At 57.2% G+C, this 18,567-nt stretch carries 10 protein-coding genes; 8 read left to right on the top strand and 2 right to left on the bottom strand.

Going from position 1 to position 18,567, the window contains the following annotated elements:
- The first annotated feature begins 270 nt into the window (after positions 1 to 270).
- From ESZ00_RS19535 to ESZ00_RS19520, 4 genes are all read left to right on the top strand, one after another.
- Positions 271 to 1,200 (top strand): LysR family transcriptional regulator, encoded by a 930-nt coding sequence (locus ESZ00_RS19535; protein WP_129210095.1) that lies wholly within the window; start codon positions 271 to 273, stop codon positions 1,198 to 1,200.
- A gap of 199 nt (positions 1,201 to 1,399) precedes the next feature.
- Positions 1,400 to 1,735 (top strand): PadR family transcriptional regulator, encoded by a 336-nt coding sequence (locus tag ESZ00_RS19530; protein ID WP_129210094.1) that lies wholly within the window; start codon positions 1,400 to 1,402, stop codon positions 1,733 to 1,735.
- A gap of 8 nt (positions 1,736 to 1,743) precedes the next feature.
- Positions 1,744 to 4,383 (top strand): ABC transporter permease, encoded by a 2,640-nt coding sequence (locus tag ESZ00_RS19525; protein ID WP_129210093.1) that lies wholly within the window; start codon positions 1,744 to 1,746, stop codon positions 4,381 to 4,383.
- A gap of 447 nt (positions 4,384 to 4,830) precedes the next feature.
- Positions 4,831 to 7,395, top strand: coding sequence for an ABC transporter permease (locus tag ESZ00_RS19520; protein ID WP_129210092.1), 2,565 nt, complete (start codon positions 4,831 to 4,833; stop codon positions 7,393 to 7,395).
- 89 nt (positions 7,396 to 7,484) lie between these two features.
- On the opposite strand, the gene ESZ00_RS19515 is transcribed toward ESZ00_RS19520, so the two are convergent.
- A complete protein-coding gene (locus ESZ00_RS19515; RefSeq protein ID WP_229740840.1) occupies positions 7,485 to 10,109 on the bottom strand; it encodes a glycoside hydrolase family 3 C-terminal domain-containing protein in 2,625 nt (874 codons plus the stop codon).
- Between the two features lie 298 nt (positions 10,110 to 10,407).
- On the opposite strand from ESZ00_RS19515, the gene ESZ00_RS19510 reads away from it, so the two are divergent.
- Positions 10,408 to 11,649: a tetratricopeptide repeat protein gene (locus ESZ00_RS19510; RefSeq protein WP_229740841.1), complete on the top strand. Its 1,242-nt coding sequence runs from the start codon at positions 10,408 to 10,410 to the stop codon at positions 11,647 to 11,649.
- 122 nt (positions 11,650 to 11,771) lie between these two features.
- Here ESZ00_RS19510 and ESZ00_RS19505 read toward each other — a convergent pair whose 3' ends face one another.
- Complete coding sequence (locus ESZ00_RS19505) at positions 11,772 to 15,179, bottom strand: TonB-dependent receptor (protein ID WP_129210091.1); 3,408 nt, start codon at positions 15,177 to 15,179, stop codon at positions 11,772 to 11,774.
- Positions 15,180 to 15,789: 610 nt separating this feature from the next.
- Between ESZ00_RS19505 and ESZ00_RS19500 the strand changes: the two genes are divergently transcribed.
- The 3 genes from ESZ00_RS19500 to ESZ00_RS19490 all read left to right on the top strand — a co-directional run bounded on the left by ESZ00_RS19500 (position 15,790) and on the right by ESZ00_RS19490 (position 18,545).
- A complete protein-coding gene (locus ESZ00_RS19500; RefSeq protein ID WP_129210090.1) occupies positions 15,790 to 16,659 on the top strand; it encodes a rhamnogalacturonan acetylesterase in 870 nt (289 codons plus the stop codon).
- Between the two features lie 137 nt (positions 16,660 to 16,796).
- Positions 16,797 to 17,465 carry an HD domain-containing protein gene (locus ESZ00_RS19495; RefSeq protein WP_129210089.1) on the top strand — a complete coding sequence of 223 codons (669 nt, stop codon included), beginning with the start codon at positions 16,797 to 16,799 and terminating at the stop codon, positions 17,463 to 17,465.
- Positions 17,466 to 17,597: 132 nt separating this feature from the next.
- Complete coding sequence (locus ESZ00_RS19490) at positions 17,598 to 18,545, top strand: GlxA family transcriptional regulator (RefSeq protein ID WP_129210088.1); 948 nt, start codon at positions 17,598 to 17,600, stop codon at positions 18,543 to 18,545.
- Positions 18,546 to 18,567: the final 22 nt, after the last annotated feature.

Raw genomic sequence — 18,567 nt, 5'->3', positions numbered from 1 at the left:
ACGCCCCATGCGCAAGCGTGGGGCGTGTTATTTTCCCTTCGCACCCACATTCCACCCACGATCATAGGAAGCGACCATCCAGCAAACACGGGTAAGAAGCGCACCGCCTGGATGGCCCGTCCCTTTCCATCTGTAAAACTTTTCTTTATGCTTGCACTAACTTTTGCAAGCGAGAGATCTGCCCACGACTCCCCCTGGCAACGCACCTGTTGTCCGTCCCTGAAGTGTCGCTGGACCGGATTTCCTCGCGGAAGAGGATGCGACCCAGGCATGGATTTTGAGCAACTGCGTACGTTTCTGGAAGTCTGCCGCCTGCGCAGCTTCTCCCGCGCTGCAGAGAAGCTGATGGTCACTCAGCCGGCCATCTCGGCGCAGATTCGCACCCTTGAGAACGAGGTAGGAGCGCGTCTGTTCGATCGCGACGGCGGCAAGGTCACCTTCACGGCCGCTGGCAAGGTCTTCGAGCCCTTCGCCGAGCACTGCCTGCAGATTCACAACCACATCATGGTGACCATCGGCGAGTTGCACCGCTCGCCCCGCGGCGAGATCTCCGTCTCCGCGAATGAAGCCACCAGCCTTTACGTGCTGCCCAGCGTCTTTGCCCAGTTCAAGCGCCAGTATTCGCGCGTGGGCCTCAGTATTGTCCGCGCCGACCGTGCGCGTACCCTTGAATCCGTTCTCAACCGCGAAGTCGATTTCGGCATCGTTTCGCTGCCGCTGAAAGACCCTCGCCTCACAGTCGATCCGATTCATCGCGACGAGCTGGTTCTCGTCGCGCCCAAGAATCACTCCCTGGCCGCGCGCGATTCCGTAAAGTTTCCCGAGATTCTCCAGCACCAGCTTCTGCTGCCCAAGCAGGGACGCCAGCGCGAGCTCATCGAAGACCTTTTCCGCAGCTATGATGTGAATCCTCGCGTGGCCATGGAGGTCGAGTCCAGCGAGCTGCTCAAGCGCCTGATCATTGCCGGCCTCGGCATGGGCTTTCTCCCCCGCACCAATGTCACCGTAGACGAAAAAGCCGGCCTTGTTCAGATCATCCGTCTCGAGGGGGTTCGTCTCAGCCGTGAACTGGCACTCGTCTTCCGCAAGGATAAGACACTGACCCGCGCCGCGCATGCCTTTCTCGAGATCGCAACCGGCCGCGCGCGTCCGCACACACCTCCGCCTCCACCCACCGCAAAGGGGCGCCAGGCGAAGTAACACACGCAGCACAGAGGAAAAACTGTTCCTGTAAACAGCTTTTGCAGAAAGCGACGCGGCCTCGATCCAAGATCGGGGCCGTATTTTTTTTAACAGGCTGAAATCAACGAGAGCCTTGGCGCATGCGGGGACGACTTCTCCCCTTGCACTTCGACAACAGATTCGATACCCTATTCCTGTCGAAGTAAAAGGGTAAGAAATGGTGACAGAAAAACGTATCGAGCTTCCGCAAGGCACCCTCGATTTTTTGATCCTCAAGGCGATCGCTCTCGAACCGATGCACGGATGGGCTATTTCAGAGCGGCTACAGCAGCTGTCCCACGACGTAATACAGGTGCAGCAGGGCTCGTTGTACCCTGCACTGCACCGCCTGGAACGTCGCGGATGGATCAAAGCGAACTGGGCAACCAGCGAAAACAATCGCCGCGCCAAGTATTACGAATTGAGTGCAACAGGACGGAAGCAGCTTGCGAATGAAACTGCTGCCTGGCGCAAACTGACGACCGCTGTCGAGCACATCCTAACCCTTGCATAGAGATACCGATGCTGACTGACCTGATCTATCGCCTCCGCTCCCTTATCAGCCGCCAGCGCGTCGAGAACGAGTTGGATGAAGAGCTGCAATTTCACCTCGAGCATGAGATCAAGAAGCATATGGCCCGTGGCGCGAGCCCCGCAGAAGCGAAACGTCGTGCCCAGATTGCAATCGGCGGCATGGAACAGGTACGCCAGGAGTGCCGCGATGCCCGCGGGACGCGCCTGCTCGAGGACCTGTTCCACGATCTTCGCTTTGCCTTGCGCCAGCTGCGCCGCAGCCCCAGCTTCACAATGACTGCCATCGTCGTCTTTGCCTTTGGCGTCGCGGCAAGCACGACCATTTTTGCCTTTGTCGATGCAGCCTTCATCAAACCGCTGCCTTATCACCAGCCGTCTCGGCTGGTAGCTCTTTTTGAGCGCCCCTCCGTTGGCGATCGATTTCACTTATCGTTCCCCGACTATCAGGCATGGAAGGCACACAATCATGTTTTCAGCTCGCTCAACGTGTATCGCCCCGAACGCGTTACGTTGAAGAATCAGACCGGGATGGAAGAGATATCGGTCGCATCTGTCAGCGACGGCTTTTTTAAGACGCTTGGTGTATCGCCATTCCTCGGCCGCGACTTCAGGACGGGAGAAGACCTGGCAAGCGCGCCACAGACTGCAATCCTGAGTTATCAAACATGGCAGCATCGCTTTGGAGCAGATAAGGCCGTGATAGGTAGCACTGTCGAGATGGACGGCGCCGCCTATCAGATCATTGGAGTGCTTCCTCCCGACTTTCACTTCGCCCCGGTTGGATCCGCAGAGTTCTGGAAGACCATTCATGGGCTTTGCGCCGATAACCGGTTCTGTTATCCGTACTACGGCATTGCGCGTCTGAAGCCTGGCATTTCACTGCCGACAGCCGCTGCCGATATCGACATACTGGCAAAGCAAATCGCGCTCGCCTTCCCCACCTCCAATCGTGATCGAGGTGCTACGGTCCTGCCTCTCACGCATCTCATTCTTGGCGACATCCGGCCGACCTTTCTTGCACTACTGAGCGGGGCGCTGCTACTGGCCCTCATCGGATACGTGAACATCTTCAGCCTGCTGATTGTTCGGGCTGAGGCCCGAAAAAGAGAGATCGCAGTACGCGGCGCGCTTGGCGCGTCTCATATCCGTCTCCTGCGGCAATTCGCAGTCGAAGGATCCGTATTGGCAATCGCGGGAGGTCTGCTCGGCCTGTCCTTGGACGTGGTATTGATCCGTCTCATGCTAGGCCTGATTCCCCGTCCGATGCTCAGCTCGATGCCGTATCTGGAACATCTCAATCTCGGCTGGCACGTGTTTGGCGTTGCATTGCTGGCGATGGCGCTCGGTGCTCTGCTCTTCACCCTGGCTCCGATCGCACAACTGAGATTTACAAGCATGCGTCAAGGGCTCTCAGAGGGAGGCCGCGGAGCTGCGGATAGAAGCTGGCGGAGAGTCGGGACGAGTCTTGTTGTGGTCGAGCTCATGATTACGGTCATCATGCTCACCAGCGCCGGCCTTCTGGCCAAGAGTTTCTATCGACTGCTCCACAGCGACCTCGGTCTTCGCCCTGATCATCTGGCGGTATTGCATATCGCGCGGCCGGGGAATCCAACCGACGCCCAACAGATTTCGCTCGAGCATAAAGTGATCGATCAGGTCACGCACTTGCCCGGCATCACATCGATTGGTTCTTCCGGGTTACTCGCAGTGGGAGGCGATGAGTCCTTTAAAGCTGCCTTTGGACACTTTCGTGTCTTCGGACGCGCCTATAACGGCCTGGGGGACGAAGCTCTCAGCCTTATAGCGGGCACCGGATATTTTGAGACGCTGCAGGCGCGATTGCTGCATGGACGCTACTTTATCGAAGCCGACGACGCTTCGAGGCCCCGTGTCGTCATCATTAATCAGACGATGGCGGCGCTCGAGTTCCCGGGACAGAACCCCATCGGACAGCGCCTGATCGATCAATACGACCCCGAGCACCCCTATGAGATTGTCGGCGTGATCGATGATCTCAAGGACGGGCCCCTGGACATGACCCGCGTGGCTGCTGTGTATAGCCCATTCCGGCAGATTCCGATCAATGACTTTTACATCACCGTGCGCACCACTTACGCTCCGAGGACGGCTCTGCATGCCATCGAAACAGCGGTGCACCAGATTGATCCTGGCCTGATCACAGACGGCGAAGACACGATGCAGGACAGGATCGACAATTCACAGTCCGCCTATCTGCACCGTTCTGCGGCTTCGCTGGTTACCGGCTTCGCCCTGCTGGCGCTTCTGCTTGGGACGGTCGGACTGTATGGCGTGGTCGCCTATTCCGTCGGTAGACGCACACGCGAAATCGGCCTGCGGATTGCTCTTGGAGCACAGCGATCCTCGATTTACAAGCTTGTACTCCATGAAGCATTCTGGCTTGCCTGCCTGGGTCTGACCGGCGGCCTGTTGGGATCCATTGCCGCAGGGATGTTCCTTAAGAGCATGCTTTTCGAGGTGCGCCCATGGGACCCCGGCACCTGGTTCTGGGTTATATCGGCGCTCTTCGCAGCAACTCTCCTTGCCAGTTTCATCCCTGCGCGTCGGGCCGCATCGATTCACCCTACAGAATCATTGCGTGCGGAATAGACGATATTCTCGCATCGTTTCAGTAAAACTGGACGCGATCAGCGTGACTTCTGCCTCCTCTCAGTCAAGAAAACTTTAAGGGACATCTTTTTCACGGAACAGAGCACCTCCAGCCTGCGTACTTTCGGGAACCGGCCGCTAGAGCCTGTTATGAACTTTCGCGCAAGCGGCGTTGCGCGGGAAAATCGGCCGAGACGAGGCGGAGGACGAAGACATAGGCTATTTCTAGGCGAGGACGACAACGAAGTATGGGCCGATTTTCCCCGCAACCCCCAATATCCATTTTCAGGGGGCTGGGGCAAATTTTCCCGACCTCTTCGTCGCTCGCTGCTAGGATATGGCCCGATATCCGTCGCAACTCGCTCCTCGATCTCGTAAAAATTGGCTCCCAGCGTCCGCCGCGGGAAAGTTCATAACAGGCTCTAAGGTCACTCCGGGAGAGTGTGTATGCTGGCGGATCTGCGCGACGCGCTGCGGCAATTGCGAAAAGCCCCTGGCTTTACAGCCACGGCAGTCATCACCCTGGCTTTGGGTATCGGAGCCACCACCGCTATCTTCACCCTGGTGCAGCAGGTCATGCTCAAATCGCTGCCTGTGACCAAGCCGGAAGAGCTCTGGCGCATCGGGGACAAGAACCGCTGCTGTAACTGGGGCGGCTATACACAGGGCGGCGATGGCGACTTCGCGCTCTTTTCCTGGGAGGCCTACCATACCTTCCGCCAGCACACCCCGGAGTTCACCGATCTGGCCGCGCTGCAGGCTGGCAACGCGCCGCTCGGAGTCAGGCCCGCCGGCTCGAAATCGCAGGCCGATACGCGCAATGGAGAATACGTCTCCGGTAATTTCTTCCGCACCTTCGGCATTCAGCCCTGGATCGGTCGCCTGATGACCGATGCCGACGATCAGGACGGCGCGCCTCTCGTCACGGTAATGAGCTATCGCATCTGGCAGCAGAAATATGGCTCCAATCCTGCCGTCGTCGGCTCCATTTATCAGATCAACGGTCACCCCTTCACTGTCATCGGGATCACTCCTCCAGGCTTCTATGGAGGTAAGCTCTCCGGCTACGGCATGCCCGATTTCTGGCTTCCGCTGACCTCGGAAAACACGCTCAACGGAGCGGTCTCGCACCTGAAACGGGCGAACTCCAACTATCTCGATCTTCTCGGCCGGGTGCGCCCCGGGACGAATACGCAACGACTCGACGCCAAGTTGAAAGTCGAGTTACATGATTGGCTCGCCAGCCATGTCTCCGACATGGAGCCCGGCGAGAAACAGCTCTGGCAGCAGCAGACCCTGCACCTGACGCCGGGCGGAGCTGGGGTAGCGGACATGCGGGATGCATACCAGGACGGACTCAAGCTGCTGCTGATCGCGGCCGCATGCGTGCTGCTGGTAGCCTGCAGCAACCTCGCCAATCTGATGCTTGCACGCGGCCTCAAAGAGCGCGCCCAGATCTCGGTGCGGGTCGCCCTGGGTGCATCTCGCATGCGCCTGGTGCGCAAGGCGCTGGTCGAGAGTGTCCTGCTGGCACTCATCGGCGGAATCTTCGGCATTGTTGTGGCCTATGGGGGAACGCGGCTCATCCTCTATCTGGCCTTTGAAGTCGGCGGTCCGGATAACTACGTACCAGTCAGCGCAGCGCCTTCCTGGCCCGTGCTGCTCTTTGCGCTCGGCATCTCTATCCTTACCGGCATCCTCTTTGGCACCGCGCCCGCGTGGATGACCTCACATGCGGACCCCGTCGAAGCCCTGCGTGGAGCGAACCGCTCGGTTGGCGGAGGCCGCACCTGGGTGCAAAAGTCGTTGGTCATTGTTCAGGCGGCGATGTCCCTGGTATTGCTCTCTGCTGCGGCCCTGCTCGCACAGAGCCTCCGCAATCTTGAACACCAGGATTTCGGCTTCGACACCCGGGGCCGCTACATCGCCTCGATCAATCCCAGCCTGAGCACATACACGCCGGAGCAGATGGAACCGCTCTTCCGCCGTATCGACGACCGGATGAAACAGATTCCCGGAGTACGCATGGTCGCTCCGGCACTCTATGCACCCATGACCGGTGACAGCTGGAATGAAGGCATCCGTATCGAAGGCAGGCCGGAGCCGAATGCCAAGGAGGATACCAGCGCCGGGTGGGCTCGCGTGGAGCCCGGCTTCTTTGAAACCATCGGCGCGAAGATCCTGCTCGGCCGTTCCCTCAGCGAGCAGGACACCACCGCTACGCGCAATGTCGCCGTGATCAACCAGGCCTTTGCCAAGAAGTTCTTCAAGAACCAGAATCCTATCGGTCAGCATTTCGGCATCGATCGGCTGAAATACGCCAACACCTACGAGATTGTCGGCGTAGTACGGGACATACGCTACATGACCTGGGACTATAAGAGCGCTGTTGGGCCGATGTTCTGGCCCGCGGAGACGCAGACCGCGCAATACGACGATCCAGTCTTCACTGATGGCGAGCGGTGGTCACATTTCCTCTATAACATCGTTCTCTGGGCGCCTGGCGATCCTCCTGGCTTTGCCGAAAAGGTGCGCAAGGCGCTCGCCGACGTCGATCCGAATCTCGTGCTCTACGACGTTGACTCTTACGACAAGATCGTAAGCGCCGACTTCCAGCAGCAGAATATGATCGCAACCCTGACTACACTCTTCGGCGTGCTTGGCCTGATTCTCGCCGCTGTCGGCCTGTACGGCGTCATGGCCTATACCGTCGAACAACGCACCAGCGAGATCGGGCTTCGCATGGCGCTGGGAGCGAATCGGCGCGACGTCGTCGGCATGGTACTGCGCAGTGCTTCCTGGCAGGTCGGCATCGGGCTGGGGCTCGGCATCCCCCTGGCGATCCTTGCCGGCAAGCTCATGACCGACCAGTTGTTCGGCGTCAGCCCCTGGGATCCCCTGATGCTGGTCAGCGCAACCATTCTGCTCGCGCTGGCTGCGCTCGTCGCCTCGGTTGTACCGGCACGCCGAGCAGCCGGAGTAGAGCCGATGATTGCACTGCGCAACCAGTAGCACTCCGCTCCAACAGAATGACCGCATCATAACTACGGCCCTGCTCCTTTTGAAGAGAAGCAGGGTCGTGATACGAAGCAACATGGATGCTATTCCGGCAGCGTGACGCTTCCCTTCACCTCAAAGGCTCCACTGACTGTCGGTGCAGTTGTGTCCGGCTGACCTCCTCCAACCGAGACCGTGTATTTCCCCTCGGCAATGATGGGCTCCCCGGCTTCGGTCACCATGCTCAGGTCACGGGGCCGAAGATGAAACTGCACGATCTTTGATTCCCCCGCATCCAGATGCACCCGCTCGAAGCCGCGTAGCGCGCGAATCGGAGCTCCCTTCACATCCGGGAACGAGAGATAGAGTTGTGCCACCTCATCCCCCGGTACTTGTCCTGTATTGCTCACCGTGACTTCAGCGGTCATCGGCTGTCCTGCATCTACCGCACTCGATGGCAGCTTCAGGTCTCGATAAGCAAACGTGGTGTAACTCAGACCATAGCCAAAGGGATAAAGCGGCTTACCTTCAAAGTAGCGATATGTACGTCCCTTCATCGCATAGTTCTCGAAGGGTGGGAGTTGATCGATCCCTGTGTAGAAGGTGACAGGCAGCCGTCCCGCAGGGTTGTTCCTGCCCGACAAGGTTTCAGCCACTGCGGTTCCACCCTCTTCGCCCGGATACCACGCATCGAGGATGGCATTTGCGTGCTGATTGGCCCAGTTCACAGCAAGCGCGCTGCCGTTTGTAAGCACCAGCACCACAGGCTTGCCCGTAGCCACAAGCGCTTCGAGCAGATCCTCCTCCGGCTTTGGCAAATTGATGCTGGTACGGTCGCCACCCTTGAAGCCCGGCTCGCTCACCTGCATCTCTTCTCCCTCAAGCTCACTGCTAATGCCCAGCACAGCGACTACAACATCGGCATGCTTCGCTGCTTCGATCGCTGCCGGCTGTGGACGGAGATCGACCCTGCCCCAGACCAGCTGGGCCGCGGCATTCCCGCTTTCCGGCGGTGTGTATTCCACGTGAAGCGCGGAAGGTTTATTGGCTTCGAGATGCACACGGCCAAGCTTGGCCTCATGCGGATCGCCTTCGTAGGAAGAGGTCACATCTTTGCCGTCCACGCGGATGCGGAAGAACCCGGCAGCCTTCAGTCCGAGGTTGTAATCTCCGGTCTCGGGTGCGGTAATCATGCCGTCCCAGCGGATGGAGAGCGGATGCACGTCGGCAACTGCAGCGGGGAGAGGTTCCGAAGCTGCATCGATCGATGGAACTGTGCTCGTGGCCAGAGGCTTCGTTGCTGCAAGGCTGTTGATGTCGCTCATGTCGAGCTTCGAATAGCTAACCTCCACACCAGGCTTGCCATCATGCGTCAGCGCGGAGGCAGGAACCGGGTCCGCATCGTGACTCAAGAACTGCGTTCCCGCCTCATACTGAATCGTGGCGCCGGCAAACTCCTTGCGTAGCCCCTCGAGAATGGAGACCGTATGCGTCGGAGTGCCGTTGTAATTGCCCAGCAGGACTTTCGTCTGCTCCGCGATGGGGCCAATCACCGCAAGCCTGATGCCGCTCGTCTTCAGGGGCAGCGTTCCATCGTTCTTGAGCAGCACCATCGACTCATCCGCAATTTTGCGCGCAAGCTCGCGATGCGCAGCGCTGTTGAGTTCGCTCTCATCGATCTTCGTATATGGCACCATTGACGGCGGATCGAACATCCCGAGTCTGATGCGAGCAGTAAAGAGACGGACGAGCGCGGTATCGATATCGCTTTCCTTGAGATATCCCTGTTTCACCGCATCGAGATAAGGCTTGTAGTCGTGATCGTCCTTCACCTTGAAGGTGAAGTCTACGCACTCGTTGTCCATACCCCGCTTCAGGCTGATCGCCGAAGACTCGGGCTGCGACGGCTTGAAGTGATGATTGCGATAGATATCGACAACCGCGCCGCAGTCAGAAACAACATAGCCGTTAAAAGCCCACTTTCCGCGTAACTGGTCGTCAAGCAAAAACTGATTCGCACATGCCGGTTCGCCGTTGATGCTGTTATACGCACACATCACCGACCCAGCCTTCGCTTCGGTGACCGTGGCGCGGAAAGCCGGCAGATAGGTATCGATCTCATCGTGCTTGCTCACCGTCACATCTGCGATGTGGCGCGTCGATTCCGGCCCGGAATGCACGGCGTAATGCTTCGGCGTCGAAATAACACGGTAATACCGCGGGTCGTCTCCCTGCATTCCTGTGACGAAGGCCACACCCATGCCCGCAGTTAGAAAAGGATCTTCCCCGTAGGTTTCCTGCCCGCGCCCCCAGCGTGGATCACGAAAGATGTTGATATTCGGAGCCCAGAAATCCAGCCCCTGGAAGATATCGCTGTGACCGCCGTTCTTCTTTACTGCCTGCTCGTATTTAATCCGGCCTTCCGTACTGATGACGACGGCCATGCGATGAATCGCATCCGTGTCGAAGGTAGCAGCCAGCCCAACCGGCTCCGGAAATTCGGTGACGTCCTTCACCGCCACGCCATGCAACGCCTCACTCCACCAGTCGTAGGACGGGACATTGAGCCGCGGAATGGCACGCGCCTGATTGACCAGCTGGGAAGCTTTTTCTCCCAGCGTCATGCGATGCACAAGATCTGCGGCGCGCTCAGCCGCAGGAAGGCTCGTATCGAGATAAGCAGCTTTCTGCCCATGCGCAACAAGACATGCTCCTGCAACGATCAGCAAGGCAGGAGCAAGGTGGCATCGAAAGCCTATCCTCTTCCCGCTCCGCTCTCTGCGAAGGCAGATCGTCTTCCAGGAAGCGATACAGGTTAAATCGATTTTGTAAGGCACGCAAACTCTCCATTCTCCAACAAGTGGGTTGGCGGCAAAGCAATTCGTTTTACGTTGATCTAGTCGTCGGAGGTGTCAGCCGTCCGTACCGCGACGAGCAGTATAGCTCCAGGAAATGACATCTGGCGCACTTGATTTTCACGCTGCGAATTTCTGCGCGACAGAAGCATCGCCGGCAAGTAGACTCACGATGATGAAACTGTTGCCCAGGGCCCGCATGTCGAAGCAGAACCTCTCGACACCTGTCAGCTCGTATGCAATTCGCCCATGGGGCTGGGCTCTGGCGCTCAGTTGCGCCATCCTGCCGGCCTATGCTGGAACACCGCAGACTCGCGCCGAGGATACGAACCTTGCGCAGAATGCCACGGCGATGATGCAGGCCGGCCGGTTTGTTGAGGCCGAGGCGCTGTGGAGACAGCTTACCGCACAGGAACCACGCAATGCCGCGGCACACGCGAGCCTTGGCCTTGCGCTGGCCCGCGAAGGCAGGCTTCCTGAGGCCATCGTGGAATATCAGCGCTCGCTTGCACTGCATGCGCATCAACCCGTCGTGAACCTCGACCTTGGTCTCGCAGAATTCAAGCTCGGCAACTTCGATAAAGCGATTGCCGCCTTTCGATCCATCGGCAGCGAGCATCAGAACGACAACCGCATCCCCGTACTTATGGGCATGTCCTATTTCGGATTGCATCGTTATCCAGAAGCCATTCCTTTTCTCCGCAGCGCGGCAGCGGCCGATCCCAATAATCTTGAGCTGCACGGCGTACTTGCCAAAAGCTGTCTGTGGAGCAAGCAGTATGCATGCGCGCTGACCGAGTTCCAGCAGATTCTGCACATCAATCCAGATGCTGTCCAGGCCCACATGATGCTGGCCGAAGCTTACGATGCCATGGATAAGAAGCCGGAAGCCATCACTGAATTGCAGACCGCGGAGCGCACGGCGCCGGACGAGCCTCTGCTCCACTTCGAGCTCGGCTACCTGTATTACACCGCTCACGATTACGCCAAGGCAACGGATGAACTCAACAGCGAGCTCCGTATCAATCCTCAGTCTGCACTTGCGTATACCTATCTCGGAGATATCGCCCTCCACAACAACGACGACGCAACGGCTGAAGACTATCTCAACAAGGCCATGAGTTACGATCCGCACCAGCGCCTGGTCTACTTCGATCTTGGCTGCGTCTATGCAGACCAGCAGAAGAACCAACAGGCTTTAACCGCATTCCTTCAGGCCGAGCAAATGGAACCATCCCAGCCAGACGCGCACTATCGTCTCGCACGCGTATACAAGGCTCTTGGCGAGCAACAGAAAGCCGCGGCCGAATTTGCGAAGACCCGCACGCTCCACGCGAAAGACGATGAGTCGCTGATTGAAAAGGTATCCGGCAAGGCAGCACTGGCGAATCCATCTGGCCCTGCACAGCCCTGATCCAGATCACTTCTCCGCTGTGATTCCCGTACACTCCCTGACAGAAAAACTTTGCGTCTGTAGAAATCAGGCGCCCAGGCTGAAGCAGCCGGAGCGCCTGATCAGGCTTGCCAGGAGTCAAATCAGAATTTGATCTTGGCTCCCATCTGCAAGGTACGTGCGTCATAGGAGCCCGTCACCTGACCGAAATTAGAATCGGCGGTGTTCGCATCGATCGCGTTGAACTCCGTATGGTTGAAGGTATTAAAGGATTCGAAGCGAAGCTCCAGCATAGCTCTTTCGTTTGGTGCCAGTGCAAAGCTCTTGAATAGCGAGAGATTTGTGTTGAACAGGCCCGGCAACACCACCGCATCCTTTCCTGCGTTGCCGAATCCCTGATTGCCACCGCCATTCCATGGCGCTACCGGATTCGCGAAGGAACTGGTTGAGAACCACTCCAGGCGCTTCTTCGGGTAGTTCACTGCGGCTACCAGGTCAGGACGGTTCGTAGTGCCACCTCCGAGGCCCAGGGTGTCTGAACCCGTATAGGTTAACGGCTGCGGAGAGCCGGATTCGACCACCGTGACACCGGACACCTGCCATCCGCCGAGAACCGCGTGAGCGGCCCTGTTGCTCCCCGCAGGGAAGAACGGGAGACTGTAGATGTAGTTTGCGTTAAAGATGTGCCTGCGATCGAGCGAACCGGAGCCACGATCATAGGCCGTGTTGAAGGGGTTAGAGAGCCCGCTCAGATCGCTGCTCACCTCGTCGATCTCATGCGAGTACGTGTAGGCGAGCTGCAGGGTCAGGCCATGCTTATTCTCCATGCGCAGACCCGCCTGCAGGGAGTGGTAACTGAAGTTGGACTGGTTCTCTTCCTGCGTGATGGTGCTGTACCCGGGATAGATACGGTATAGGTTCGCATTCAGCGTGCCATTGGCCACACCTTCTCTGTCCGTAAGATCATTGAGAGGCAGCGTGTTGATGGAGCGATCGTCGTCCTGATCCCAGCCGATTGATCCCGCATATTGCAGCACGGCAATCACGGAAGGAGCCAGCTGCTGCTGGATGCCCATGCTGAACATCAGCGTTCCAGGCGGCCGATAATCATACTGAATGCTATTCAACGTAGAAGGAAATGTCTGCGACGTTGTCTCTCCGGTAAGCGCGCTGGTGTTGGGGTCAGAGAAATAGACGTTCGTCGCCTGCGGCTGATAAGCAAAGGGAGGATTCAGAGCTGCGTTGTAGACATCGTTGCCCTGAACGCGTTCATAGAACGCACCGAATCCGCCGCGCCATACCGTCTTGCCATTGCCGAAGACATCCAGTGCAAAACCGACACGTGGCTGCCAGGTGTAGTACTTGTTCTCCACAGCACCACGCGGGAAGCCATTTACGCCGGCCTCGCGGATGCCGTTGAGGTAGAACGACTCGCCGTCCTGTGTCGTCAGGTAGCTGGAGTTCAGTGTGCCGTCCGAGTTCAGCGGATAACCAAGAGACGTGTTGTAATCCGCAGGGACGAAGTTTGCGAACTGGTTATAACGCTCGAAGGCGTGCGGCATGCCATCGAAGCGCAGGCCGAGATTCAGCGTCAACCGCGGAACTACGTGCCAGTTGTCGTTGAAGTAGAAGCCGTAGTTGTTATTGACCCAGTGCTTGCCAGCCAGATACTGCAATTGCTGGAAGCTCGATGCATCACCCAAGAGGAAGTTGATGTAAGAGTCGCCGGAGAAATTACTCGAGTTGAAGGTCGCGGTTCCCTGCGTATTCGCCTGCAACTGCTGATTTTTGTAATCGTGCAGCCAGCTGAAGCCCATCTTCATCTGGTGCGCGCCCTTGGTCCACGAGAAATCATCGCGCGGCTCAAAGCCCTCATACCCGTTCTTCCAGGGGAAGTATGCGGAACTCCACTGCACGTTCAGAGGAGTGCCATCCAGGTTGATCTGCGGCATACGCGACAGATCATTGTCCGCCGCGGGAAAGAATGTCGTGGCAGTCCATCCGCTGGGCTGAACGAAGGAGCCTCCCGGTCCATCGACAGGCGTCAGCGTGATCTTGTTGCCGCTGTAGTAGAAGCCGGTCTCGTTGAGCATGTTCGACGAGATCGTCTCCGTCACCTTGATGACCGAAGAGTAGGAAGGATTCGTCATCGCGGTACCCACTGTCGGATACGTGGCGCCTTGCCATAACGGCGGGAAGAACGATGTCGACACCCCATCGTGCAGGAAGTGCCCCATCAGCTGCACCTTGCTGGTAATCGCATGATCGATGCGCACGACGTCCTCGCGCACATTCGTCGGCTGTGGAATCGAGGAGATGTACTGATCGGTTCCCAGGTTGGGCTTAGGAAAGGTACCAGCATTGATCTCCAGAACTGCATTCTGATCGATCAGGTTTGCCGGAATCACGTTGTTCGGGAACGCACTGCCGGCCGTCAGGCCATCCTGCGTGTAAAGCGCGAGCTTGGCCGGATCCTGAGTCGCCGGAACGATCGGCGTGCTGCCACCGGAAGGAACGGTGTAGGCCAGAGACTGCCCTGACACCGGGAAATTATCCGCCATGATGGTGTTCACGATCGAGGGCGAACTTCCCTGAATCAGGCGCCGCCACTCTTCGTTCACAAAGAAAAACGTCCTGTTTTTCGATTCGTTGTACACATGCGGAATGAAGAGTGGCCCGCCGATATTAAAGCCCGGCTCATTCAACCGGAACTCCGGCCTCCCCTGCCCGGCAAGATTCGTGAAGTAGTTATTCGCGTCGTAATCTTCGTTGCGGTTGAAGTACCACGCCCCTCCATGGAACTTACTGGTGCCCGACTTAATCACCATCAGGATGGTACCGCCGGAGCCGATGCCGTAGTCAGGACCGTAATTGCTGTCCAGGGTCTGAAACTCCGAGAGCGCATCGATCGAAGGCAGAGAGCTGAAGCATCCACCGCAACCGCGGTCATTCAGTTCGCCTCCATCGAGCATGTAGATGTTATGGCTTGTGCGGGTACCGTTGAAGCTGATGCCATTCGCCGACGTTAGAGCATTGACACCGCTGAAAGACGGGAGATTATTCGAAACGCCCATGCCAAGTGCAGCCAGCGCGGTCACATTTCGTCCATTGGTAGCCAGCTGCGCCACCTGCTCGCCGCTGATCAGCGTGCTTAACTCGCTGGTCTCCGATTGCACCTGCAGCGCATTCGCCTGAACGGTCACAGTCTGTCCGGCGCTCCCGACCTGTAGGCCCACATCGACTTTAAGTGTCTGACCGACGTTCACGATGATGTTCGTCGCGTTGTATTTCTGAAAGCCCGGTGCTGTGGCGCTGAGCGTGTAACTTCCTACCCCCACGTTTGCGAACACATAGATACCGACGGAATTCGAAACTGTATTTCTTGTTTGTCCCGTCGAAGGATTTGTCAGTGTGATATTTGCGTTGGCGACCACAGCCCCGGAGGAATCGAGCACTGTTCCAGTCATTGTTGCGTTGTCCTGGGCATGCGCTGGCAAGGCGAGGATCGCAAACATGATCATGCCAAGCAACATGAACAACCTGCGTTGCATAGTACCTCCCTCAACATCGTTCAAATTGCAGCGGGGCTCTCTCGCTCAACAGAGATCTCGCTGCGTAAACCTTTTCTTTTGTTACGCCACAGGCTGCGATTTTGAACCTGTAAGCAGCTATTTCCGCCCCTTGTATGGACACAGAGCGGCGATCGCAGCCATGCTGCATTACAGCTCGTCACTTCGAATCCGCGACCGAAATATAGCGCGCATCGAAAGCAAAGAGCCATTCGCTGGACGCGAAGAGTAGAGATCAAACCGCAAAAATGTCAACAGTAAAATGCTTTACTCAGAAAACTTTGGTATTTGACTGCTTCCTTGCCGACAGGGGCAGCATGTTCCCAAATCAGTCTTCTGCATGGAGCTGAAATCAGCACATACGAGCTTAAGCCGGAGCTCCTCGAGACCCAGAAAACGCATCGCCCAAATGCTGCATTTTCAATACCTCGCCCATCTGGTGCCAACCAGGCTATGCCGAGTAGCTCAGGCCATCTCCATCGGCATGCTCTTTCGTACCAATTCATCCCCTAACCCGCTTGGTAAAAATGCGCGTCATCGACTTTAATCAAAAGTGATCTGTAATCGATGCTCTCAAGGTGATGCCTCATCGATGTCTATGTTTCGCAATCGCTCCCTTATCGTTTGTTTCTTTGCCCTCTACCTTCTCTTTCTTCCTGCCTCCAATTCAGCACGCTGTCAGACACAAAGTGCTTCCGATCCAACCGCTACAAGCGGTCATCATGCCCAGCGAACACTATGGATTGTTGGCGACTCCACGGCAAACAACGAATGGAATGGCGGCTGGGGGCAATCCATTGCCGCGCTCCTGAACCCCGACCAGGTACAGGTAGAAAACCGCGCCAAGGCCGGGAGCAGTAGCCGCACTTTCTACCACGAGCAACGCTGGCAATCCGTGTTCAGCAGCCTTCAGGCGGGAGATTGGGTGCTCATTGCCTTTGGCCACAATGATGGCGGCCCGGTTGGCAGTCCCAAATACCGCGGATCACTTCCCGGCCTCTCAGACGAGGAGCAGACGGTTGAGCTTGCGGATCACAGCAGTGAAACAGTTCATACCTACGGCTGGTATGTGCGCCGCATGATCACAGATGCCAGGAGCAAGGGTGCGCACCCGGTACTCGTCGGCGTGACGGTAAGAGATATCTGGACCGCGAATCACATTGAGCGCGTGATGGGCCAGTTCAACGAATGGGATCGGCAGTTAGCGAAAGAGGAGCATATCCCATTCCTTGATCTGACCGATCTCATGGCCGATCGCTTTGAACAGTTGGGGCAGAAAGAAGTTATGCCGCTCTTCCCCAAGGACCATACACATAACAGTCCCGAAGGCGGCAGGATGAATGCAGAGGGAGTAGTTGCCTGTCTGAAGCGCCTTCATCCCTGGCACAACAAGCACTTCTACTCTCAGGCCGGGCAGCAGATCCACCCCGCATCGCATGCGATGGTTGCGCAAGCCCATTAAAGTGCCGGACTGCATGCGCGAAGACGCAGTGCCCGATGCGTCTTCTCCATGTCCGAAAATGCTGTATCCGTGTCATGGAGATTCTCTCTACGCGGAGATACTGTAACTCCTGTGAGCAGGCTCACAGGAGAGATGAGATGACTACTTCAGGTTCTGAATTTGCTTCAGTGAAGTCCGTTTCCGGTATCAGCATCCCCGACACAAAGCTGGCGCGGGAGATCACAGAGTTCATTCGGGACACGGAGACGGAGCTGCTCTTCCACCACTCCAGTCGTGTTTATTACTTTGGGGCGATCGCCGGGAAGAACCGTGGTTTCAACTTTGACGCCGAATTACTTTATGCCGGCGCAATGTTTCATGACATCGGCCTGATGCCAGGCTACAGCAGCCCTGCAGAGCGCTTCGAAGTCGATGGAGCCAATGCTGCTCGTACCTTTCTTAAGTCGCGCGGCATTCCGCAACACGATCTCGATACCGTTTGGGCAGCGATTGCTCTCCACACGACTCCGGGCATTCCTGAACACATGCATCCGGTTATCGCACTCGTAACTGCAGGAGTGGAAATGGACGTTCTGGGCATCAGGTACTCCGAGTATTCTGACCAGGTCCGCAATGCGGTTGTTGCTGCATACCCACGGACTCCGCACTTTAAAGAAGACATCCTTCAAGCCTTCTACGACGGCATCCAGAAGAAGCCTGAGACCACCTTTGGCAATGTCAAAGCAGATGTGCTCGCGGACAAAGACCCGAAGTTTGTGCGCGGAAACTTCTGCAGTATCATTCGCGGTTCCAGCTGGATTGGCTGAACTCCTCCGCATGGCAATATCGATCAAACCCCATTCTCAGGAATGGGGTTTTCCTTGCATGGGTCATCATCCAGTCTTTCTCGATGCCGCTCCAGATATGTCCTGATATCGCTGTACTCATAAAATGGGGATATGCGAAGGGTTGTCATCAGTGGTCCGCCGCCAGTGCAGATTCTCGACGTGACCGGTCCGCTCGAGGTCTTTTCGAACATTCCGGACTACCAGATCACGCTTGTTGCCGTCGAGGGGTCGGACCAGCTCCAGACCAATCGAGGTATTCATCTGGCGGGCGCAGTTCCGTGCACCAGTATCTCTGGTCCAATCGACACACTGATCGTCGCAGGTGGACCTGGCGCAGAGAGCGGCAAATATGATGATGCGTATCTTCGCTGGATTGCGGATGCTGCAGGCAGATCCCGGCGTATTGCCTCGATCTGTACCGGTGCTTTCATTCTTGCAGCCGCGGGCCTCCTTGATGGAAAGCGGGCGGTGACACACTGGAACTTCTGCGACAGGCTTGCGCGCGAGTTTCCTGATGTGAAGGTTCTGCCTAATCCTATTTTTCTTCGCGATGGAGCGATCTATACCTCGGCAGGCATTACGGCTGGAATCGATCTCTCTCTCGCGTTAGTGGAAGAAGACCACGGGCATCAGGCCGCCCTCGCGGTGGCGCGACAACTGGTCATGTTCCTTGTTCGGCCAGGCGGCCAGGCGCAGTACAGTCACATGCTTTCTCGCCAGGCAACAACGTTTGAACCTCTACGCGAGTTGCAGGTGTACATGCTGGAAAACCTGCGGGCAGACCTTTCTGTCGAAACTCTGGCCGAGAGGCTGGGGATGAGTCCAAGGCATTTTTCGCGTGTGTGTCTGCGCGAGATGAAGATGAATCCGGGACAGTTTGTCGACCGCCTGCGGGTAGAAGCCGCGCAGCAGATGATCGACAGCTCTTCCCTGGGATTGAAAGAGATCGCGGATGCATGCGGTTTCGGATCTGCCGATTCCATGCGCCGTACATTCCAGCGCGTGATGGGGATCACAGCGGGTGAATACACACAGCGATTCAAGCGCATGCACCCCTGATTCGCTCCTTCAGACATTCAAC

The sequence above is a fragment of the Silvibacterium dinghuense genome (assembly GCF_004123295.1).
In the GTDB taxonomy this organism is placed as follows: Bacteria; Acidobacteriota; Terriglobia; order Terriglobales; family Acidobacteriaceae; genus Silvibacterium; species Silvibacterium dinghuense.
This window is presented reverse-complemented; position numbering and strand designations above follow the sequence as displayed.